The sequence below is a fragment of the Leptospira sanjuanensis genome, assembly GCF_022267375.1.
Classification (GTDB): Bacteria; Spirochaetota; Leptospiria; order Leptospirales; family Leptospiraceae; genus Leptospira; species Leptospira sanjuanensis.
This window is the reverse complement of record NZ_JAIZBH010000001.1, coordinates 2,804,456-2,826,500: the sequence shown is the minus strand read 5'-3', so window position 1 is coordinate 2,826,500 and position 22,045 is coordinate 2,804,456. Positions and strand designations below refer to the sequence as shown.

General features: G+C 46.0%; 23 protein-coding genes. 14 read left to right on the top strand and 9 right to left on the bottom strand.

Going from position 1 to position 22,045, the window contains the following annotated elements; genetic code table 11:
- The first annotated feature begins 44 nt into the window (after positions 1–44).
- Positions 45–1,145 (top strand): hypothetical protein, encoded by a 1,101-nt coding sequence (locus LFX17_RS12670; protein WP_238746970.1) that lies wholly within the window; start codon positions 45–47, stop codon positions 1,143–1,145.
- 73 nt (positions 1,146–1,218) lie between these two features.
- Here the strand turns inward: LFX17_RS12670 and LFX17_RS12665 are convergent, their stop codons facing one another.
- The 4 genes from LFX17_RS12665 to LFX17_RS12655 all read right to left on the bottom strand — a co-directional run bounded on the left by LFX17_RS12665 (position 1,219) and on the right by LFX17_RS12655 (position 5,213).
- On the bottom strand, positions 1,219–1,926 hold the full coding sequence (locus LFX17_RS12665) for a DNA alkylation repair protein (RefSeq protein WP_238746969.1): 708 nt from the start codon (positions 1,924–1,926) through the stop codon (positions 1,219–1,221).
- 445 nt (positions 1,927–2,371) lie between these two features.
- Positions 2,372–3,244: a DUF4349 domain-containing protein gene (locus tag LFX17_RS12660; protein WP_238746967.1), complete on the bottom strand. Its 873-nt coding sequence runs from the start codon at positions 3,242–3,244 to the stop codon at positions 2,372–2,374.
- Between the two features lie 112 nt (positions 3,245–3,356).
- Positions 3,357–3,581: a DUF1361 domain-containing protein gene (locus LFX17_RS21020; RefSeq protein ID WP_406600704.1), complete on the bottom strand. Its 225-nt coding sequence runs from the start codon at positions 3,579–3,581 to the stop codon at positions 3,357–3,359.
- Between the two features lie 69 nt (positions 3,582–3,650).
- Positions 3,651–5,213, bottom strand: coding sequence for a Ppx/GppA phosphatase family protein (locus LFX17_RS12655; protein ID WP_238746966.1), 1,563 nt, complete (start codon positions 5,211–5,213; stop codon positions 3,651–3,653).
- Between the two features lie 192 nt (positions 5,214–5,405).
- On the opposite strand from LFX17_RS12655, the gene LFX17_RS12650 reads away from it, so the two are divergent.
- The 7 genes from LFX17_RS12650 (at position 5,406) to LFX17_RS12620 (ending at position 13,312) form a co-directional block, all read left to right on the top strand.
- A complete protein-coding gene (locus LFX17_RS12650; protein WP_010574148.1) occupies positions 5,406–6,428 on the top strand; it encodes a rod shape-determining protein in 1,023 nt (340 codons plus the stop codon).
- A gap of 80 nt (positions 6,429–6,508) precedes the next feature.
- Complete coding sequence (gene mreC, locus LFX17_RS12645; protein WP_238730570.1) at positions 6,509–7,615, top strand: rod shape-determining protein MreC; 1,107 nt, start codon at positions 6,509–6,511, stop codon at positions 7,613–7,615.
- Positions 7,612–8,124 (top strand): rod shape-determining protein MreD, encoded by a 513-nt coding sequence (mreD, locus tag LFX17_RS12640; RefSeq protein WP_238730569.1) that lies wholly within the window; start codon positions 7,612–7,614, stop codon positions 8,122–8,124. The genes mreC and mreD overlap by 4 nt, the downstream gene beginning before the upstream one ends.
- Position 8,125: 1 nt before the next feature.
- Positions 8,126–10,078: a penicillin-binding protein 2 gene (mrdA, locus tag LFX17_RS12635; RefSeq protein ID WP_238746965.1), complete on the top strand. Its 1,953-nt coding sequence runs from the start codon at positions 8,126–8,128 to the stop codon at positions 10,076–10,078.
- Positions 10,065–11,570 carry a rod shape-determining protein RodA gene (rodA, locus tag LFX17_RS12630; RefSeq protein ID WP_238730567.1) on the top strand — a complete coding sequence of 502 codons (1,506 nt, stop codon included), beginning with the start codon at positions 10,065–10,067 and terminating at the stop codon, positions 11,568–11,570. Before mrdA ends, rodA begins: the two co-directional genes overlap by 14 nt.
- 75 nt (positions 11,571–11,645) lie before the next feature.
- Positions 11,646–12,452 carry a hypothetical protein gene (locus LFX17_RS12625; protein WP_238746964.1) on the top strand — a complete coding sequence of 269 codons (807 nt, stop codon included), beginning with the start codon at positions 11,646–11,648 and terminating at the stop codon, positions 12,450–12,452.
- Positions 12,453–12,490: 38 nt separating this feature from the next.
- Positions 12,491–13,312, top strand: coding sequence for a hypothetical protein (locus tag LFX17_RS12620; protein WP_238746963.1), 822 nt, complete (start codon positions 12,491–12,493; stop codon positions 13,310–13,312).
- Here the strand turns inward: LFX17_RS12620 and LFX17_RS12615 are convergent.
- Together LFX17_RS12615 and LFX17_RS12610 are read right to left on the bottom strand one after the other, a co-directional pair.
- The gene (locus LFX17_RS12615) at positions 13,309–14,067 is read right to left on the bottom strand and encodes a hypothetical protein (protein WP_238746962.1); all 759 of its coding nucleotides are present in this window, start codon (positions 14,065–14,067) and stop codon (positions 13,309–13,311) included. The genes LFX17_RS12620 and LFX17_RS12615 overlap by 4 nt on opposite strands.
- 167 nt (positions 14,068–14,234) lie before the next feature.
- Positions 14,235–14,462 carry a DUF1858 domain-containing protein gene (locus LFX17_RS12610; protein ID WP_010574154.1) on the bottom strand — a complete coding sequence of 76 codons (228 nt, stop codon included), beginning with the start codon at positions 14,460–14,462 and terminating at the stop codon, positions 14,235–14,237.
- Between the two features lie 165 nt (positions 14,463–14,627).
- Here LFX17_RS12610 and LFX17_RS12605 point away from each other — a divergent pair, with 165 nt between their 5' ends.
- The 4 genes from LFX17_RS12605 to LFX17_RS12590 all read left to right on the top strand — a co-directional run bounded on the left by LFX17_RS12605 (position 14,628) and on the right by LFX17_RS12590 (position 16,410).
- On the top strand, positions 14,628–15,032 hold the full coding sequence (locus LFX17_RS12605) for a 6-carboxytetrahydropterin synthase (protein ID WP_238746960.1): 405 nt from the start codon (positions 14,628–14,630) through the stop codon (positions 15,030–15,032).
- 220 nt (positions 15,033–15,252) lie between these two features.
- Complete coding sequence (locus tag LFX17_RS12600) at positions 15,253–15,723, top strand: hypothetical protein (protein WP_238746958.1); 471 nt, start codon at positions 15,253–15,255, stop codon at positions 15,721–15,723.
- 197 nt (positions 15,724–15,920) lie between these two features.
- Positions 15,921–16,166, top strand: a complete 246-nt coding sequence (locus LFX17_RS12595; RefSeq protein WP_238746956.1) for a DUF4160 domain-containing protein — start codon at positions 15,921–15,923, stop codon at positions 16,164–16,166.
- Entirely contained in the window at positions 16,147–16,410 is a 264-nt protein-coding gene (locus tag LFX17_RS12590; RefSeq protein WP_238746954.1) for a DUF2442 domain-containing protein, read from the top strand. The genes LFX17_RS12595 and LFX17_RS12590 overlap by 20 nt, the downstream gene beginning before the upstream one ends.
- A 108-nt stretch (positions 16,411–16,518) precedes the next feature.
- Here the strand turns inward: LFX17_RS12590 and LFX17_RS12585 are convergent, their stop codons facing one another.
- Positions 16,519–16,923 (bottom strand): hypothetical protein, encoded by a 405-nt coding sequence (locus LFX17_RS12585; protein WP_238730561.1) that lies wholly within the window; start codon positions 16,921–16,923, stop codon positions 16,519–16,521.
- A 126-nt stretch (positions 16,924–17,049) separates the two neighbouring features.
- Here LFX17_RS12585 and LFX17_RS12580 point away from each other — a divergent pair, with 126 nt between their 5' ends.
- Together LFX17_RS12580 and LFX17_RS12575 are read left to right on the top strand one after the other, a co-directional pair.
- Positions 17,050–19,032 (top strand): acetoacetate--CoA ligase, encoded by a 1,983-nt coding sequence (locus LFX17_RS12580; protein WP_238746952.1) that lies wholly within the window; start codon positions 17,050–17,052, stop codon positions 19,030–19,032.
- A gap of 116 nt (positions 19,033–19,148) precedes the next feature.
- Complete coding sequence (locus tag LFX17_RS12575; protein WP_238746950.1) at positions 19,149–20,093, top strand: substrate-binding periplasmic protein; 945 nt, start codon at positions 19,149–19,151, stop codon at positions 20,091–20,093.
- Between the two features lie 160 nt (positions 20,094–20,253).
- On the opposite strand, the gene LFX17_RS12570 is transcribed toward LFX17_RS12575, so the two are convergent.
- Both LFX17_RS12570 and LFX17_RS12565 read right to left on the bottom strand, forming a co-directional pair.
- The gene (locus tag LFX17_RS12570; protein WP_238746948.1) at positions 20,254–20,907 is read right to left on the bottom strand and encodes a lytic transglycosylase domain-containing protein; all 654 of its coding nucleotides are present in this window, start codon (positions 20,905–20,907) and stop codon (positions 20,254–20,256) included.
- A gap of 176 nt (positions 20,908–21,083) precedes the next feature.
- The gene (locus tag LFX17_RS12565) at positions 21,084–21,941 is read right to left on the bottom strand and encodes a LysR family transcriptional regulator (protein WP_238746947.1); all 858 of its coding nucleotides are present in this window, start codon (positions 21,939–21,941) and stop codon (positions 21,084–21,086) included.
- Positions 21,942–22,045 lie beyond the last annotated feature (104 nt).

Sequence of the window (22,045 nt, the reverse complement as noted above, 5' to 3'; positions counted from 1 at the left end):
GTGTATGAAAACCTACTGAAGGCTTGTTTGCAAAGCAGAATGCAATGAATTATAAAAACTTAATCTTTTATTCCACCGCAGTTTTGATTTTCCTCGTCGTAATTCAGTTTTTCACATTTCCGTTTTTAGTTCAGTTCCAGGAAAAAAATTCCTTTCTATACGATCGCCTTTCGAGAATCGATTCTTCCTTGTTTACGGAATCGAGTTTCGAGAGATCGAAGGATTTGGCTCCCGTCGTATTTTTGGGAGACAGTCAGATTCTTTCCGGCATTCATCCGCAGGAATTGGAAAAGAAAATCGGCCGTCCGATCTGGTTTTTACCTCGGCCTTCGGAACAACCCGAAGGGATGCTTTTGCGTTACAAGGACTACGAAGCCGAAATCGGAATCAAACCGCATCTTGTGATCGTTAACGGTTCCGTATTTTCTCTTTCGGATATGGATGTTGCGAGCGCTCATCGAAGTCTTGTGTTGAATTACGATTCTTTTCATTCTGAAATTTTTACAACGCGACAATGGAGCGATTTCTATCTCAAAACTCTTTCCAACGGAATTTTTTACCTTTTAGGAAGAGTTTTTCCGTTTCTGCGTCTGAACGCGGGAGTTTCCACCTCGTTGAAAATCGCGGGAGAAGGGGACGAGTTTAGCTACTCGGAAAAGAATTTGGATCGGCTTCTACACGGGAACCCGTTCGAAAAATGGAAGCGAAATAAGGAGCAAAATCGATTTCTGGAAATTGAATATTCAAAAAATAAAGGCTACTTGAATTGGGGGAGCCGAACCACTTTTGACGGTATTTGTGTTCCGAACGAGCATCCGATCGATTTACCGCCGAATCCCGAATTTGCCCTTCGGAAAACGAGAAAGTCCGCTTTGGAAGCTTGGGAGAGTTTGTTCGCGTATCTAAAATCGAAGGACGTTCCCGTGTTAGCCCTCTCCTTACCGTTTCGCCCCGATTTTGACGAAAGAATTTCGTCTCTCCCGCAAGGAACGATCTGGGAATCGATTCTTATAGAAAAGGAAATTCCGATTTTAAAAGTAGGTAGTCTTAATTTTGATTCAAAAGACTTCGGAGATTATACGCACTTAAACGTTTGCGGGATGAAAAAACTGATTCCGATTTTGGCGCAAGAAATTCTTCGTTGAGAAAGAACGACGGAAACACTCCATTGAGTCGGTTGTCGGGATTGATTTAAGCATGCAAAAATCAGAATGTCGCTTAACAACGTGCCATCTTTTTCTTGTTTCCGATCTTTCCCATCTTCTTCATTTTCAGAATATATCCGGGAGCGTCCGGGACGTTACACGCCGTATTACCCATCAGCACTTCGACTTTGCCGATTCTTTTTGCCGTTTCAAGAGCTTCTTCGGAAAGCGCCTTATAAAAGCCGCCCACTGCGATGACGAATCCGTTCATACAATAGCGGACCCGATTCTGAGCCTTATGGATTTTGGTTTCCGCTCGTTTGAGAAGTTTTGAAATTTCTTTCGGATCGATTTGATCGTCGGGAACGATGGATAATAAACTCGAAAGAGTGCTCCAACCGGAAGAGGCGACGCTTTCTTTGTCGGACTCGATCCATTCCTTGGCGAGTTCCCATCCGTACTTGCTTTCGGCGGCGATCCATGCGACCGTGCATTCGCTGATCATCGGCGAACCTGCGTTCTTTACCCAACTTTGAAGATCCTTTTTTTGAATCCGTTTTTCATCCGCGATCAGACCGGCGAGATACATCGCATCGACATTTCCCGTTTTGTATAACTGCAAGGAAAGTTCGTTGTCCTTTTTGACTTTCTTTTGGATCTTTTTGAGATCTCCCACTTTTACGCCGAAGACTTCTCCCTTGGCTCCGTGATTGATAAAGATTTTTTTGACGGATTCCGATCCCATACTTTTTAATTCTTGCATCACTTGATCGACAGTCATTTTCAAAGATCCTCAGTGGATGGTCAGTTTACGATTTCCGTTTTCGTTTTGAAAGTCGTTTTTGGGTTTGATTGTTTGTCGGGCCAAACGTTGGGTTTGGTTTTGGGCGGGATTTGTGGGAACTACCACATTTTATAAATCAACGAGAGAGAATTTTTGTGTGTAGGAACTCATACACCGTGCGACTCACGGATCATCCCTTGAAATCGTAGGAACTGCTACGCTTCAAGATTTGCAACGGGTCACTCCGTTGAACGTAGGAGATCCTACGGTTTGCTACTTCGAGAAAATCCGCTTCCGGGACATCCTGAAATTCAGAAGTTCCTCGTAGAACTTCCTCCGTTGTGCGATCTCGGAGGAAGTTGCCGTCTTTGATCGAATGAACAGGCCGTTTTCGATGGGATCAGATGATAAAGTCCGGGATCGCAGCGGAACGAGGTTGTTCTTAGGGAATTCTTTTCGTAACCAAGTTTTTGATTTTTTCCAATAGCGGAAACGAATAGTGGATCAATAAAACCGCAAACAACAAGGAGAACGTCAATAGAAGATAGTATTTAATCGTCCATTCGAGCGCGACCTTGATTCGATGGAGAATTCCGATCTCGTCCGAGGATTTGTTTTCGTATAACGTGAGTAAGACGGTGCAAAATTCGTTTTCGGAATCGAATTCTCCCAAGCTGATTCCGAGTTTTTGGATTTCGTCTTCGATTTCCAGGATTCGATTTTCGAGGGTCACGAATTCGTCGATTCTTCCTCCTTTGCTCTTAAGAGAGTTTAAGGAGTTCCGCGTTTTTAACAGGGATTCTTTTTTTGCCTGCAAATCCTTATATTCGTTCGTCTTGTCTTTTTTGTCGATCGTCAACAACAGTGTTTTTCCGATCTGTTTGAATTGTTCGACCAGTTCGTCGAACTTCTCCGGAGGAACGCCAACGGCGAGTTTGACGACTCGGTTTTTTCTTTGTTTCAGGCCGGAGCTGTTTTCGTTCTGAATGATCGATCCGCTTTTGTTGATCAACTCCCGAACTTTCTTTTCGTCTTCCTCGAGATCGGGGGATTGAGATTCGATCGTCGCGACCTTTTCGTATTTCTGATCTACGCTTTTCGGAGGAGATCCCGCGTTTTCGTAGCGGATTTTTTTGGATGCGATGTTTTGTTTGTAGAACGAGCCTTCGCCGTTCGGAGCCGATTGTGCATTGTACTGGAATTCCGCTCCGACGCTCCTCGAGCCGTATGCATATCCGTACGCGAGACGAAACAGAAATAAGAAAATAAAAACGCCCGCGGAAACCCAAGCTCCTAATTTGAATTTCGGATTCATACAACCTTCTCCTTTTTAATCAAAGAATATTCCGAATATTGAATGTATTTGACCCTTTTCCCGTTGTCCGAGTTTCGTTCTCGCTTTTTTTTCGGCGATACTTCGTTTAACGTTATGCTTCGTTTTTTTTCAAATGCGACGAAAAACGAGTTAGAGCGTAGACAAGCAGATAACCGAAAAATATCGACGCGGACATTAAAATCAGAATTCCCAATAGTTTTTCGTTTCCTCGGATGCGGATTAGGATTTCGATCATATCTTCGTAAAGCGAGAGCGGATTCGTTACGATGTCCCAGGAATTCCATCTGTAAAATCTTCTCCTCTTATTTTTCTGAATAAAATCTCGTTCGTTTCAGAAAGGATTCTTTTTCGATTCCTGATTATAAAAACCCGGGCCGCGACAACGTTACGGAGCCGACGCAAATTCCACCGAGTAGCCGAAAGTTTCTTCGAACGCGGACTTTTGTTCTTCCGCGGCCCAAATCTCCAAAGTAGGATCGTATCCCTTGCTCGTCTTGAGCAGAAAACGGATCTTATTCTTCTCGATCTTGCAAGTTACGGTCGGAACAAGACCGCCCCGATTTCGGTTTAACGCGGAGCTGATTCTCAAGATTGCGGAAAGCTGACTCACCAAGGTTTGATTCTTTTCCGCGAGTTTGTTGAACTCCCTGTGTTTCGGTTTCGGAGTATTCTTTCTGTGATACCGCGCCGTCAAAGCGATGATTTCGATTTCCGAAAAAGTAAAGCCGAGGAGCATCTCCGAGTTTCGGATCATATAATAACTGTGTTTGTGATAGGCGGAATGAGAGATCGATTGTCCGATCTCGTGCAAAAGCGAGGCCGCTTCCAAAAGTTCCCGTTGTTCCTGTCCGAGCTTATGCAGCGGTTTGAGTTGATCGAAAATCTGCAGACTCAGATCGGCGACATGCTCGGAATATTCTTCGTCCCGGGAAAAGGCGCGCATAAAGTTGTGAACCGCGGTTTGACGAATGTCATCCAAATGTTTGGAATGTTCCGTGTTCTCGAAGTGTTCCCATTTTCGGATCGCGTCGTAGATAATTCCTTCCCGAAGCGCAAAATCCGAAACGGTCAAAGCGGGAGCGTTCGCGAGATCGAAGACTTCTTCCAAAATGAGAGTTCCGCCCACGATGATGTCCGCGCGTTTGCTGTCGAGTCCCGGGATCTTGGCGCGCTTTTTGGATGTGTCCGCTTCCAAAATCAGGTTGCGGATCTTTTTGAATTCGGAAGTTGCGAAGGAGAAGTTGTTCAGCGGGACTTCCTCGGTTTCTCCCCGGGACGCGAGAATCATTCCCGCGATCGCTTGGATCGTTCCCGACGAGCCCACGACCAAATCGGGTTTCAAATCGCGCAGGATTTTGCGGAAGGGAAGAAGCATCTCTTCAATATACAATCTGCACTTCCGGATGTCGGAGTTGGAAAGTGTTTCTTCCTTAAAGAATTTTTCGGTAAGTCGGATGGCTCCTAACTTGAAACTTTTGGAGAAGAGTATGTTTCCTCTGTGGCCCACGAGAATTTCGGTGCTTCCTCCGCCGATGTCGATCATCATAATCTTGCGGTCGAATACGGGGATGCCCTGAAGAATTCCGAAGTAGATCAGACGGGCTTCTTCGTAGCCGCTCACTACATCGATGGATATACCGGCTTCTTGGTATGCGGCTTCTAAGAATTCTTCCTGATTGGAAGCCTCTCGTAACGCGCTCGTAGCGACCGCTCTGATTTCGGCTCCCGCGTTTTCGGCGAGAATCTTGAATCGTTTCAGACAATCGATTCCTCTTCGAAACGAATCCGGGTCGATCGGACCTCCTTCTTGCAGTCGATTGCCCAAGCGAACGGATTCTTTTTCTCTTGCGATGGCTTCGAAGGTTCCGTTTGCGCGAACCCGAACGATGATCATGTGGAATGAATTGGTGCCTAGGTCGATGGCCGCGAGAGGTTTTTCCTGAACCATGGTTGAACAGATTGCTTTTTCGCTAAAATCGAATCCAGCTTAATTTGTTTTCTGATTTTTTTGTTTTGAGGTTGCCGGGAACCTCACCGCTGAAATTATTGAAACCGGTCCAATGCGGAAAGTTCTGCAGGAATTTCCGTTTTCAACAGATAATAAAGATAAAAAACCTCCGCGGTTGAAAGGTAACACGAAATGATATTTGATAATCTCTATGCCCTGTTTTCCAACGATATGGGAATTGACCTGGGGACGGCAAATACTCTGGTGCATGTAAAAGGACAGGGGATTGTTCTTTCCGAACCTTCCGTAGTTGCGGTTCACGCAGCGACCGGTAAGGTTCTCGCAGTAGGGCAGGAAGCAAAGCGTATGTTGGGTAGAACGCCCGGCGAAATCGTGGCAATCCGTCCGATGAAGGACGGGGTAATCGCAGACTTTGAAACCGTCGAAAAAATGATCCGTTATTTTATCGCGAAAGTGCACAACCGCACCACTTTCGTAAAACCGAGAATTGTGATCGGAGTTCCGTCCGGAATTACCGAGGTAGAGCGACGCGCTGTTCGTGAATCTGCGGAACAAGCGGGAGCGAGAGAAATCTTCCTCATCGAAGAAGCGCTTGCCGCTGCGATCGGAGCGAACATCCCGATCAACGAACCTGCCGGAAACATGATCGTGGATATCGGCGGTGGAACCACCGAAATTGCGGTGATCTCTCTCGGGGGAATGGTAATCGCAGAATCCATTCGTACCGGCGGGGACGAGTTCGACGAGGCAATCATCAAATATCTCAGAAACCAATACAACTTGGTTGTCGGGGAAAGAACTGCGGAAGATATCAAACTCACCATAGGAAACGCGTATCCGGAAAAGAAAGCGGAGACGATGGAAGTGCGCGGTCGTGACGCGATCTCCGGTTTACCAAGAACGCTCGAGTTGGAATCCAACGAGATCCGCAAAGCCCTCAAAGAACCGACAGACGAAATCTTAGACGGAATCAAACGAGTTCTGGAAAGAACTCCGCCCGAACTTGCATCCGATATCGTGGAAAGAGGAATCGTTCTTACAGGAGGCGGTTGTCTCCTCCGAGGACTCGAAACGTATCTTTCCAAGGAAACCGGAGTTCCCGTTTTCCGTGCGGAGAACCCGTTGACTTGTGTGGTGCTCGGAACCGGAAAGTATCTCGACGAGTTGAAATACATCAAACCGGGAATCCGTTAAGAAGTTTCGTACGAAACGGGCCGTAACTCCGGACGAACGTCAAATCGTTCGGACCACGGCCGGGAGCAAAAGAAGATTCGATGTTATGGTTTCAGCTCAGCCGAAGTAAAGAGACGGTCTCACTCCTATTTTGCGTTTTATTCTCCATTCTTTCCTTAACGTTCCGAAGCAATGTGATCGTCCGTGGAATCGCCAGCTTTCAAAGAGTGGGCGACATCGTTTCGGGTTCCATCGATTCCTTCGGTGGATTTTTCAAAGGCGCTTATAACAAGTTAGAATCATTTGAAACCGTCCGCAAGGAAAGGGATTCATGCGTTGCGGTCATGGAAGATTACAAACTTCTTCCTCAGGATTTGGAAAAAGCGAACCGCGAAAACGATTCTCTCCGCAAAGAACTCCGCTTTCAAAGCAGACAAAAATACGCGAGCATCAAAGCCGAAGTTTTGTCGGTTCGTTTGAACTCGATTTATAGAACCATCATCATCGATAAGGGCGCGGACGCGGGACTCAAGCCCTACATGCCCGTGACCGCAAGGGCCGTGGATCAAAAGGGCGCGATTATCGAGGCGCTTGTCGGGAAAGTGATCGCCGTCACTGGTGGATCGGCTGTCGTACAACCGATCATCAACTCCAACTTCAACATGGGAGTTTCGATGCCCGAAACGAATCTTTGGGCCAATCTTTCCGGAAACTCGGGAAGGGGAACGGAAGCTCTCTTGAACTATATCGACAGCGGAATCATCATCGATCCGAGAGTCTTCGGAGAATATCCGATGGGACCGAGCGAGATGATCCAATACACGGAGTCCTTGAGTAAAATCGGGAAACCGGTTTATACTTCCGGAGGAGGAGGCGTTTTTCCCGCGGGAATTCCCGTCGGACTTATCACGGAAGAGGGACCCAGAAACGGAAGTTTCAAGAGCGCATTCTTAAAACCGTTTGTTCGTTTCGAGATGCTCGAAAGCGTAACGATCATTCTCAAGCTGCCGGAAAAATGGCTCGAGACTTGGCCGGAAGGACAAAACATCACGATCGAAAATCCGTATTTCGGAGAACTCAATTATCCGGGAGAGGATCGTCAAAAAGAGAATCAATCCAAAAATCCTCTTTCGCCTAACGGCAATAAGCCGCAGACCAACGCGCCTAAAAATCCTTCCGCCGCACCGAGCGAGGACGACTTACAATGATCTTAGAAAAACTCGTTATCGCCGTCGGAATTCTAATCGCGCACTTTTTGAACGGCTCGAATCTGTTCGAGATCGGCTCCGCGATCAAACCGGACTTTATGATTCTTCTCGTGCTTTTTTTCGCGCTCCGAAGAGGTCCGCTCTACGGTCTATGGATCGGATTTTTCGGAGGTCTTTTGACGGACTCAGGGTTAGGAGGAGAAATCGCCGCCGGGAACGTGGTTACGTATAAAATCGGTTTGCATTCTTTGACGTTTTGTCTGATCGGATATTTGGTCGGGAAATTTGCCCGTTCCGCGTATCACGAGAATTATCTTTCGATCACGATCTATTCTCTTTTGATCACGTTCGTTACGAGAGTCGCGACGTATTATCTTTTCTCGTTGTTCTTTCACGAGAACATGAGTTATTCCTTATTCTTCACTTCTCTTTTTAACGCTCTCATCGCTCCCGCGTTCTTTTACGCGCTAACCTGGATCTATCAATTGGATCACATGGGGGACGCGTAAGTTGTTAGGCGGAGCTCAGTCTGCGTCGGAATACCGTCTTGAAAGAAGTTTCCGTCTTCGCCTTTATATCTTTTCGGGTCTCGTAGTATTTACGCTCGCGTCGTTTATCTTTCAGCTTTTCAATCTGCAGATCTTCAACGGAACGGACAACGCGCTCAAAGCCGAAAAGTTCGTTCGTAAGAGCGAGATTATGCCCGCAGCCCGCGGTCAGATGTTCGATCGGAACTTTCTTACGCCGGAAACTTCGATGGCATTGGTTTCGAACTATTCTTCCTTGGATGCGGTATTAAACACTTCCTTATTCAAATACGATCCCGCCGCGACGAAAGCGTTTATTCACGAGTTTGCGAGAACTCTTTCGATTCCGATTTCGTATTACGAAGACGAACTGATCGAACCTCGTTTTTCGAGAAATCTCAAATCCAAAAAACCGATCGTTTTGCTCGAAGGAATCACCACCGCTCAACAGGAAAGAATATCAGTATTCGATAATATATCAAAATATATCATTCTGCTTCCTTCTCCGAGAAGGATCTACAAAATGGGACCGGCTCTTGCGCACGTCACCGGTTATATCGGAAAGCCGACAAGGGACGATCTCGTGGCCGGAGAAATCAAGTCGTATCAATATCTCGGAAAGAACGGACTCGAATTGGAATACGATTCCGAACTCAGGGGCGTGGACGGATTTCGAATTCAAAAACGAAGCTCCGAAGGAAACATCGAAGAAGAACGCGTAGTCGAACATTCCTCTCCCGGCAATAATTTAATTCTTACCATCGATAAGGACATTCAGATCGCAGCGCACAAAGCGCTCAAAGGAAGCAGAGGAACCGCGATCGCGATCAAGGTCGCCACAGGCGAAATTCTCGCGATGGCTTCCAATCCGAGTTACGATCCGAATATCCTTTCGGGTAAGAACAAAGCGGATCGAACCGGACATTTCAAACGCGTAAAGGACAACGGAGGTTTTTTGAATCTCGCGATTCAATCCAAGTTTCCTCCCGCGTCGACCTACAAGACGTTAGTCGCTCTTGCCGCGCTCGAAAGCCAGCACAAGATCGGTTATACTCCGGAAACTTCTTATTCCTGCAACGGAAGTTTTGTTCTAAAGTCCACGTTTGCGGGAGTTCCCGATCAGGTCTTTCTATGTTGGGAAAAAGGCGGTCACGGAACCAACGATCTCGCACACGCGCTTCAGAAATCCTGTTCGGTTTATTTTTACAATCTCGGATATAAACTCGGTTCCGATGCCATCTTAAATTATTCCCGTCTTTTCGGATTGGAAAACAAATCCAAGGTCGATCTTCCGGGCGAGATCACCGGCTTCGTTCCTTCCTCCGCTTGGAAGAAGAGAACATACGGAACGAAGTGGTTCGACGGGGACACGATCAACTTGTCGATCGGTCAGGGATTTATCTCTTCTACCCCGATGGGGATGGCGCTGTTTTATATGGGACTCCTCAATCGAGGACAGATCTATCAACCGTACGTTGTGAGCGAGATCCGAGATCCGGTCGACAACTCCATCATCAACAGAACGACCCCGCAAATATTAAGAGACATTCCGATCAATCAATCCTCGGTAGAAGCGATCAAAGAAGGATTGAAACTCGTGGTCAAAAGCGGAACCGCCGCCTACGTTTTAAACAAACCGTTCTTACCCGATATCGCGGGAAAAACGGGAACGGCTCAGACAAGAAGAAGAGGGGCGTCCGGTTCCAACCACGCTTGGTTCGTGGGTTACGCGCCCGCAAACGCGCCCGCCAGCGAACAGGTGTTAATCGTTGTGTTCGTGGAATACGGAGTCGGTGGGGCCGCGGGAGCCGCACCGGTTGCGAGAGAAATGTTTCACGCGGCGTTTCCGCCGGGAACATTCAAAAAATCGCAGGATATAGCGGCTCCGCCTTCATTGCCGTCGACGGGACAGGAGGGAACGCTTGAAGCCAGATAAGTCCATTGAAAAGATCGATTACTTTTTGGTGATCTCCGTCGTAATCGTCGTCCTTTGCAGCGTTTTGACTCTGTACAGTCAGGAAGTCAATTTCGAGGACGGACCCGGGAAGTGGTATCGTCAGCTTTTTTACTTCATCATCGGTCTTGTGATCATGTATTTCGTATCCCGAGTCAACTATCAGTTGTTAGGCGCTTACGCCGTAGTGATTTACGTCTTTACCGTCTTTTTACTGATGATCACTTTGATACCGGGGATCGGGCATCTTCCATCGGGAAGAGGGGCGCGTTCTTGGCTTAAGATAGGACCGATCGGGATTCAGGCCTCCGAGTTTGCGAAGTTGTCCACTGTGATTCTTCTCGGTCAGTTTATGGTCTTAAAAGAGAAGGACATGAAAAATCTCGTGGTTCTTTCGATTCCATTCGTGATCGTGATCGTACCGATGATCTTCATTCTATTGCAGCCGGACTTTGGGACCGCGGTTTCGTTTCTGCCGATTCTTTTTACGATGCTCTTTCTCGGCGGAGCGGACATTCTCCATATAGGATCCTTGCTTGCGTTCGGAGGAATCACGTTGATGGTTCCTATGTTCGTCGAGTATTCCAGACTAACTTTGATAAACGACATCTCCGACTTTCTGCAAAGAACCGGAAAGACGGATCTTTTATCCGTGGTCAACAGACTCGGAGGAAAGATTTGGCTCGCTCTCGACGGAAAGGATCTAAAAGCGGCGAACCTCACTCCGAAGACGCTCAACGCGTTGAAGGAAGTGGTCGATCAAGTCGTCGAAGTGGAGGGCGGATTTTTCTTTAAGATTCTATCCAATCAAAAACTTCTTTTGACGTTCGGAGCGATCTTTTTGATCGCGAGTCTCGTGATGGTGGGAATCAGAATCGCGAGAGGAAGCAGAACATTACGACAATATTATATTCCCCTCGGGATTCTGGGGATCAGTCTGATCTCGGCGGTCGTCGTGATGAAGACGGTTCCGTTCCGCGAAAATCAGGTCGTTCGTTTGACGGCCTTTTTAAATCCGGAAGAATTCAAACAAGGCGCCGGTTATCAATTGCGCGCGTCCAAACCCGCGGTCGGATCCGGAAGATTTTTCGGTAAAGGTTTGATGAACGCAGAGATGACGGAGGGAAGAATTCCTCACGTTCCCGAATCCAGCACGGACTTTATCTTCGCCTCTTGGGCGGAACAAACCGGATTTTTAGGTTCGGTGTTTTTGTTGTTCTTTTTATTTTCGATTCCGTTGCGCGGACTTCAGATCAGTTATGAAAGTAAGGATCGATTCGGATCTCTTCTCGCATCGGGGATCGTCGCGCTTCTTTTCTATCACATGGCGATCAATATCGGAATCGTGATCGGTCTTATGCCTGTCACGGGAATTCCGCTGTCGTTTATGAGTTACGGAGGGTCGCACTTGATCATGTCCATGACCGCGGTCGGAATCATTCTTTCCATCAAGAGTAGAAAACACGCGAACTAAGTTTAGGGCGCGTCGTTTTCTAAAAATTCTCCCGTTGAAAAAAACGATATAACGTCCGATAATAAAAATACGCGTATGGACCCGGTTAGAGATTCCCGATTCTTTTTCGATTTAAAACATAAATTCGAAAGCATTTTGGAAGAGGTCGAAAAAAAGACCTTCGATCAAAAGGACGAGATCCGGGAACTCGAAACTCTGTGGGACGAGATGTTCGATCTCGCCGGGAAAAACGATTCTCCTTATTTTCAGATTCGACTGAAAACCCTCAAGAAGCAGCTCGATACCTTCGTACGCAACAAAGGTTACGAAAAAAACGAGTTCGATCGAATCTTTCATCAGCTCGGAAAAATGAAACGAACCGATTCGGTGGAATTCCTCGACGAATCCTTACGCAACCGTCTCGGAAAAATTGCCGAACATCATTATTCTCCCGGCGATATGATTTCGTCCGGAGTCGTGCTTCCTTCCGCTACGGGTAAAAAAGGAAATCAGTACATTACGTTTCGCTGCGGAACGATTTACTTTATCACGGATCGTTCTTCTTATACCATTCTCAAGGATTTGGATCGTAGAAAAAACACGGTGGAATACAAGGGCTCCGTTTACAGAATTTTTCCGAGCGCGTTCGTATACGGACTTTCCGAAGAGGAATATCGAAACGAAAGTTTTCTTACGATGAACTTGCTCGTTTTAAAGCGAGAAACCGGTTTGGAATTCTACCGCTTTGATACGTTAGGCGAAATACTTCAGATCAACGAAGGAACGTTCCGCAAAGGTCTCAAACCTCTGGAAAACGCGGAGATTCGAAGCGAAGACAATCGCATCCGCCATTATTTCAGAAAGGCCGGAGTTCGGTATTACTACATTCCCGCCGCTTCGTAAACGTCCGGGGTTTATGTTTGAACGGATAGGACCTTATTATGATTCAAAAGAATATTACGAAAATATTCGCAGTAATCTTTATTGTCGTCTTTGGATTTGCCGGCTTTGCTAAAGAATCTAAATTTTCTGCTTCACTACAGGATTTTATCGGAAGATCGAAGCAAGATCCTTTGTGGGAATTTTTAGGCAACGATCCTTCTTGGATGTTTGCAAAAAGTGCGTTGGTATTCGCTCTACTGGAAGAGTCTGGTTTCAGTCTTAATGCAAGCCGTTGCAACAATCCGATCTGTTTTCAAGACGCTTTGTTGCACTGGAATTTCGAAGACGCTAAGATTCTCGGTTCCGCAACGCAAACTCTGATCGGCGTCTCTCTTATTACAAAGATCGAAAAATTACCGAACGGCAGTTTTTTCGTTTTTTATAATCCTTCCGGGATAGTTCTATTATTCAAAAAAATATTGGATGATCGTGATTCTTATCTCCGAAATCCGAATATGCAAAAAATATACGATGCCGAAGTGAAACAGTGGTTTCGAAATAAGATTTCGATCATACGCGAAATAATGCAAAACAAAGAACGTTTTCGTAAAATAGCTGTTGAATATCGGAATGCCGCCTTTAATCGGGCTGATTTCAATGGAGCGGAAACTTCGCGAAAAATTGCCGAAGAATTGGTCTGTTCAAAATATGAATTCAAATTATCTATAGATCCGGATAAGAAGGAATGTGATGAGCGATGGATTGGGATGCTTATACGCCGTCAAATAGATGGGACTCTTCCTACAATATTGTCTATAATAAATAGATTTTTGTTTGTATTCGATTCTGAAGAACATGCTCGCGGAGTTCTTAAACTTTAGTCCAATTTCGAAAACACGGTTCCGGCGGCGCGTTTGGAAATGCGTTGGTATTTTGCATAGGAATCGACTAACGCCGATCGAATCGCTCGTTTGTCTTTGACTCCGGATATGGCGGCGGTGTCGGCTAACGCTTGAATCAGATACGCTTCGGGAGCCATGAACGTTCTCGTTAAAACGACGGGAGTTGAACCGATCGATCGCAGAACGGGGCCGAAGTATTTTTCGCTTTCACAAGCTAAGACCGCGGTCGGTTTCGGAGAATTCGACGACCGTTTCGAATTCGGCGGGAAACGATCCATCAATCGATCGTGACCCGCCCATACGATCAGATCAGATCCGCTGTTTCCCGCGCTCGCATTTAAAAAATCGTTTAACGCGTCGTCGATCTTGTCTCCCGCATAAGCATGAAATAGAATCGAAACTTTTTGTTCTCCCTTGTGCGGAATTCGTTCCACTCGAAGTCGTCTTAAAACGGGAGAACCTTGTCTTTCATCGTTGCGTTCGACGATTTTGTAGCCGGATGCCTTCTTAAAAAAAGATTCCACGCCGTAGGCCGCACCCCAGTAAAGATTTCCTTCGAGTGAACGGACATCTCCCGCCTTTCCTTTTCCGCACGCGAGTTGAGTTCCGTCGCACAAAGGAACGAACACTTCTATCTGAATCGCTTCGACGGAGAGGAACGAAACGAAAACGAAGAACCAAAAAATTCCGATCCATTGTAGCGAATGTAGAAAGAAGGAAAGTCGCACGCGCATCGTTTCTATAACAACTGAAGAAGAGAAGCTTGATTGAAAACCGATAGAACGAAGATCGCTATCGATAAACGTTTTTTACGACGATGAATGATTGGAAAAAGGATTTTAAAAAGGAGGATTTAGGAAAGGAAAATCCCCGGAGAAACGAATTTTCCCCGGGATTGTTTTTAGTCTTCCGAATCTTCGAGAAGATTGTTCAGGCTTTCAATCAATACGTCGACTTCCACACCGTACCCCATACAAACTTGCTCGATCGTTTCCAGTTCGTTGATGGAGCAGTGCGAGCAACCGCCTAAATGGTAGCTTGAAAAAACGAGCCCCGCTTCCGGGTGAACAGCCATAGCCTCACCTACAGTCATTTCCTTATAAAATCTTGGCTTGACCACTTCTGTCATTGAATATCTCCTATCACTAAAATACCGCACTCGAATTCAAACGATACGGATATTTTGCTTCTGCAAACCGCGAAAAATAAATCGAGTGCCGTCTCGTCGAACCGAAACCGCCTCGAAGTTGCAGCTGCTTCCAATATATAGACCTGGGAAAGAAAGTCAAGAGCTATGTTTTTTGAAGAATCAGGAAGATTTTACATTCGAATCGAGGAACGTTTCGAATCCTCTCATTTTCTCTATAAATATTTCCCCGATGGTTCGGACGAGCCGATCCACGGACATTCCTGGAAAGTCGAGTTATACCTTTCGGGGAAAAAGAATATCGGAGAGGACGGGATCAGCTTCGACTTCCTTACTTCCAAACAAAAGCTCAAAGAGCTGGTCGGAAAGTTAGACCACATTCTCATCAACGATTTGGAAGAATTTAAAACGATCAATCCGACATCCGAAAATATCGCCCGATGGTTTTATCATTATCTCAAAGAAAACGTACATTCGGCAGGCGGCAAAGTCGACCGGATTGTCATCCACGAAGGTCCCGAGAACCTAGCCTATTTCGAGCCGATCGAGTGAGAAAACTCAATAACGCTTCCTACGGGTCACGTTATAGTGAACGAGATTGCCAAAAGGCAGCGGAGCGTCGCGTTGGCTTCCAAGGAAGTTGGAAAATCATCGTTTCCGTAACAAGCGAATGGTTGCGGCGCTATTGCCGGAGGATTTGGAACCCGATCCCAAGAGAGCGTTCCGCTGAATTTTGTGACGTTACGGGCCATCGCTTTTTTGTGGAGAACTTATGAACGGAATTTACCTTTTCCTGAATCTTCTTTTCGTTTATTTGTTTTCCGTAAAACAAATATCGAGCGAAGAGGAGCGACAAAAATACGAAGTCGCTTCCGATTATCCGTTTTATATGAATTTTAGCGTCGCCGATAATTTACGAATCACGACCCGATTGGAAACGAAAGAAAAAGGCGATTATCAAATCGTTCTTGGCGGGAATGATTCTCTTCCCTCCAGATATGCTTCGATCATTTCCGTTAAGCTAAACGGAGAATATCATAAAGAAATTCAGTATAAAAGCGTCGTTAAAAATGGAAGAATATTTTTAGAAATTCATTTTTCCATCAAAGACGGCGACGCTTATAAAGATCGATACGTCGATTGTTTTCTCTTCGTTCCGAGTCGCAAAGAACGCAAATTGAGTGCGAAGGAAAACGATCGATTCAGTGCATCTATCTTGGAATTCGGATTTAGAAAATTATAGCTTTCGAATATTTAGCGGAATGTTGAAAAGAATGCTGAACGAGTAGATTCATGTTCAAGTAGCAACGACTGTCTTCTGCAATCCTTATTATTATAAATGTTGAATGAGATTTTGCCCGGTCGCGATCGAATCAATGATACTAAACATATAAATAGTTTATTGATTGCTTGAAATAAACTCTCGGCTATAGTAGTTGAATGCCGAAGGTCTTTGAAAAAAACGGTTATAAATTCTTTTTCTTTGCAAACGAAGGAAATCCTCGAGAACCGGTCCACATTCATGTGAGAAAAGGGGAAAAATTAGCAAAATTTTGGCTTAGGCCAAACGTAAGATTGGAAGACAATTACGGATTTCATTCTAAAGAGTTAAATTGGATGGAAGAAGAGATTGAAAAAAATTTGGATCTGATTCAGGGTAAATGGAATGATTTCTTCGGTAACTGAGGCAAAAGCTCAAAAAATTTGGTTTGATGACGATAACCTTTGGTTATCTCTGTATGACGGTAGAACTTTAGCAGTCCCGCTTGCTTACTTTCCCAGATTACGCAAGGCGAACAAAGAACAATTAGAACGATATGAAATCAGCGGAGGAGGAATCGGTCTTCATTGGGATGGACTGGATGAGGACATTAGCGTTCCTGGACTTTTACTCGGAAACGGAGATCTTACAACGCAGAATAAAAAATGAAGGAATACATCGTTAAACTTGGAATCGGATTTTTGTTGTCAATGGATAGTGTCTTAAAAGTTTCGCACAAATAGAATTTCAAGCCGGTGGCGGGTGTTTGAAATTCTTTCAAACCCGTAAACTCACCAAATAACCCGCCAAAACGATCGTAAATGCAAGGCTGAAAAAGAATCCGATCTTAACCGGTTGCGGGTGTGTGCGATAACCCGAAAGATAAATGTGAAGCGTTAAAAATCCCACAGCGATCGCTTCGGTAATCAAAGCCGCGAGAACCGGAGGCTGCGGACCGAAAAATAAAATCAATGCCGGGGGAAGAAATCCTAAGAAGCTCATAAACGCACCCGTGGTAATCCACATCATTAGGATCAAACGGGATTGTCTTTCGTCCGGAAACTGAAAGAAACCGACCGCCGCTCCGACGATCAATTGGTGAATCAATCCGTGCAGTGTGTAGAGAATTCCGGATACGATCAGAATGATTTCGGCAAAGTGAATGTGTTCGAATGAGTTCAATGGCTTTCTCGGATTTATTTTTTCTAAACATATTGGACGTGTTCTGTTTCTCAATCAAAATTCATGTTGACCCGACCCTTCGAAAAAAATGTAATAGAGACCGAAAAAAAATAGAATCGAGTTTTTATGCATCAAGAGCTATGGGCGCCTTCCTCGGATCGAATCGAATCATCCAATCTAGTCCGTTATCAAAAATTTCTAAAAGACAAAAAGAATCTTTCTCTGTCCTCGTTTGAAGAACTGAGAGCCTGGTCCGTAAAGGACATAGGGGCGTTCTGGGAAAGTATTTGGGAATTCTCCGAAGTCGTTCATTCCGGGAAATACGAAACTCCCTATCGCAAAGCGGAGAATTTCACCGATTCCCGATTTTTTCCCGGAGCAAAACTGAATTTTGCGGAAAACCTTCTGCGGAGAAAAGATTCCTTTCCCGCTCTGATTTATCGAGGAGAGGACGGTTCCAAACGCGAGATCAGTTATGCGGAATTGCATAGCTACGTGGGAGCGATTGCGAAGGATCTGAAACAAAGAGGAGTCAAACCGGGCGATCGCGTTGCGGGCCTGATGCCGAACGTTCCCGAGACCGTGATCGCGATGCTCGCGGTGACTTCGATCGGAGCGATTTGGAGTTCTTGTTCTCCCGATTTCGGAGCGAAAGGAGTTTTGGATCGATTCGGACAAATCGAACCGAAGGTTCTGTTTACTACGGACCGTTATGCGTTTAAAGGAAAGGATCTTTCTCTTGCGGAAAATCTAACACAGATCCTGGAGTCGATTCCTTCTCTGGAAGCGGTGATCGTATCGGATTACAAAAAGGGAATTCTGCATTTCAAAGATCGTACGAATACCGCGTTGCCTTCCGATTATCCGAAAAAGAATATTCATCTTTTCGAAAGTATTCTTACGGAGAATTTCGGAGCCGAGCCTGAATTCTATCAGACCGGTTTCGATCATCCGGTTTACATCATGTATTCTTCCGGGACGACTGGGCTTCCGAAATGTATGGTGCAAGGCGCGGGAGTTTTTATCAATCACTGGAAGGAATTGGTTCTTCACTGCGATCTCAAACCGGGAGAAAGGATTTTTTATTATACGACATGCGGTTGGATGATGTGGAACTGGCTCGTAAGTTCTTTGTCTGTCGGCGCGACGGTCGTTTTGTTCGACGGAAATCCGTTTCATCCCGGACCTGAGATTCTATTTCAGATCGCCGCTGAGGAAAAAATCAACGTTTTCGGAGTGGGTGCTAAATACATTCTCACTTTGGAAAAGTCGGATTTTCAACCGAAGGGTTTGGATCTGACTCCGATGCGCGCCGTATTATCGACGGGTTCTCCGCTGACCGGGGCCGGGTTCCGATACGTGTATCGAGCTTGGAAAAAGGATCTGCAGCTTTCGTCGATTTCGGGAGGAACCGATCTCAACGGTTGTTTTGCATTAGGAAATCCGAATATTCCCGTTCACGAAGGCGAGATTCAATGCCGCGGCCTCGGAATGGACGTGGAGATTTGGAACGAGGCTGGAAAATCGGTCACGGAAGAAAAAGGAGAACTTGTTTGCAAACAACCGTTTCCTTCGATGCCTTTGTATTTTTGGAAGGATCCGGAAGGGAAAAAGTATAAGTCCGCTTATTTCGAAACGTTCCCCGGCGTTTGGTGTCACGGAGATTTTGCGGAGTTGAAAAAGAACGGAGGCCTCGTCGTTTACGGCAGATCGGATGCGACTCTCAATCCGGGCGGGGTAAGAATCGGAACCGCGGATCTTTACAGCTTGATCGAAACCTTTCCGTCAATCGCCGATTCGGTCATTATCGGTCAGGATTGGAAAGAGGACGTGAGAATCGTTCTTTTTTTGAAGATGGTTCCGGGGCAGAATTTGGACGATTCTCTCGTTCAAAAATTAAAAAAGGAAATCAAGGACAAGGTTTCACCGCGGCACGTTCCTTCCAAAATCATCGCGGTTCCCGATATTCCGTATACGATCAACATGAAGAAGGTCGAGATCGCGGTCAAACGCACCGTTCAAGGCGAACCCGTCACCAACAAAGAGGCGTTGAGCAACCCGGAAAGTTTAGAATATTATAAAAATCTTTTAGAACTGCAGACGGACTGAGGATGAGTTCCATGAGTCGATCTTTTTTCGGATTCTTTGTCGGAACCTTTGCAAAAAAAAGGATCAACAAATCCGTCGAAAACGGACAAGGGAGTTCGGAGATTTTTTTTTCGAAAATGATACGGGGAAAGGTGGCCGGAGTTCCGTCCAAGTTCCGTAAATCGTTGGACAGGGTCGGGACGAACCGGATCGTCAAACTTCTCTTTTTGAGTTCCGCGGCGGCCGTTTTGTCGATCGGCGGAGCGGAGCATTCTCCCGTTAAGGCGCAGGAAGCTACATTCAAGTTTTATAATTCTTCGCGACTCAAGGAAATTTTGGAAAAGGGGGAATTGAAGGTTGCCGGAAATCCGGCGGACGAACCCTTTTATGTTCCGAATGCAAAGGAAGGATATCCCGGTTTTGATTACGAACTCGGAAAGGCATACGCGGATTTTTTAGGAGTGAAATTCACTTTCGTTCCATATCCTGAATTCAACGAGTTTGCGGATGCGATCAAAAAGAAGGAAGCGGACATGGCCTTGTCCGGAATTTCAAGCAACATCGAACGATCCAAACGCGTGAAGTTCAGCGCCGCGTATTTGATTTCGACTCCGGCGGCATTGATTCGAAAAACTTCTCTTCCTCCTCCTCCGGAAGGAAATATCATCACGACACAAAGTTTTCGAAATATTTTGGATCTCGCGGATGTAAGCGGCGTTACGTTTGCGGTGCGATCCTTTTCGAATCGGCACGAATATCTTCTCAAGAAGTTTAAGAACAATCGGATCTTTACGTACGGGGATACACCTTCCGCTTGGGAAGCCGTTAAAAACGGAACCGCGAATTGCCTTGTTGCGGATTCTTTTTACATCAAGGGGTTGTTGTTGAAGGACAAATCGATCGCGTCCAACTTCCGACCTCTTTTGGAACCCGTGCAAAGAGAGGATATCAGTGCGGCGTTTCCCTCCGGAGATCTCGTATTGATTCGCAATTTTGAATTCTTTCTTTCGGAGCTGAATCGTTCGGGTGTTTTGCGCGAAATGGAGGATAAGTATTTTAACAAATCGGATTGGGTTCCGTAAAGGAAAGCGGCCGGAGTTCCTCCACTTTTCGGATTTTTTAGATATTGAAAAAAACGTCCTTTTATGATGGGGCGGCCGCGTAGTTTTTCCGACAAAGCGATCGTTGCCGTTCGCGGAAGCACCTGCAAGCCAATCGAGGCTTGCAAGAGTTCTCGATTACTTAGGGAACTGAGTTCGAGATTTGTTCTCTCAATTCGAGATAACGCGTCTGGTTAGAAAGAATGATCTCGTTGTATTTGGGAACTCCTCCCCAACGATCCACGGCGCCTGGGCCTGCGTTATAAGAAAGAAGCGCTTTCGGTGTGTCACCTTTTCTCAATTCCAAAAGGTAGTTCAGATAGGAAACTCCGAGATGAATGTTGACTTCGGGTTTGTGGAGATCGTTTAGGTCGATTCGCCAGCCTTCTTTTCTGGAAAGCCAGCTCGCAGTCGCGGGCATGATTTGCATGAAGCCGCGTGCGTCTTTCGGAGAACGGGCCGTAGCCTTGAATTCGGATTCCAGGTGGATCAACCCGATGAGCAGGCTGACCTTGTCCGTGTCGGAACAACGAAAAGTGCAGGACTCTAAATCCAGCCTTCTGGATTCCTGAAGAATGACTTGGGAGAGTTTTTGGAGCGATTCAGCGGAGAGAGAAGGTCGGACCTCCGCAATATAAGCCTGAATGGCCTCTAATTCTATGGATTCTTCGTCCACGACGATCTTTTTCTGATGGAGAGCACCTGCAAGAGGTGCGAGAAGCAGTTGGAAGCTCAAAGGTAAGAGCAACCAAAGTAAATACCGGAAACGAAATCGGGTCATCTTGCGAAAATTCACTGGATGCCTCCGTAGATTCAAATTTGTGCAACGCACAATCTATGACCAGTTTTTTGGCGGCGCACTATGAGTCAAGGTATTTCTTCCGGGTTCGGGGAACCCTGGAACAGGGAGAAGTGGACGGAACTCCGGCCGTTATTCCGGGAAAATCTCCAGTACGGCGGAGTAAAGGGAGGTCAGGCCGTCGAAGAAAGCAGCCCATCCCGAAATTCTTTCAGAGCGCTGGTCGGTGTAACGTCCTTACGGAGCACAAAGTAGGTTTTCACTTGCGAGAATTCCTTTGGGATCGAGACGCTCTGAACGAAACGTTCCGATTTCCTCGATTTTAAGATCGATTCCGGCAAAAGGGAAATTCCCATTCCCGCCATGACACAGGACAGAATTGCATCCATGGAATTCAATTCCACCGCATGAACCGGTCCGGCCTTTTGGGCAAAGAGCCATCGTTCCAGACGATTTCGAAAAATGCAGCCCGGTTTAAAAACGAGGATCGATCGATTTTCCTGAAACGAGTCGAATGGCTTTTTCATTTTGAATCCTTTAGGAGCTACGACCTTGAGGGTTTCCGTAAAGACTGGATACGCGGCGGTTTCGGGATGGGAAAAGTCGTCATACAAAAACGCACCGTCCAATTCTCTGCGGAGAATACTTTGAAGCAGATCTCCCGTATTCCCCGGAACGATCGAAAGTTGAACCTTGGGAAATTTCGCATGAAATTTCGTAATGTAAGAAGGAAGACGCACGGACGAGGTGGTCTCTCCGGAACCGATCCGAAGCATACCCTCGGGTACTCCGGAACCGGAGAGCGCCTTTTGTGCTTCGTCGGAAAGAAATATTATTTTTTCTGCATATTCAGAAAGTATCTTTCCCTTAGGAGTAAGCGTGACGCCCGTTTTGGTTCTCTGAAAAAGTTTGTCTCCGAGTTCCCGTTCCAAAATCTGAATCCGCATCGTCACGTTCGACTGAACGTAGTGAAGTTTTTCGGCGGCTCGGGTAAAGCTTCCCTGCCGAACGATTTCCTGAAAGATTCTCAAAGTCGAAATTTCCATTCCATCAGTATTTGTGATTTTAAATATTAAAACAAATCATTTTTAAGAATACCATGAATCCTTTATAATACATTCTATACGGAACGTCG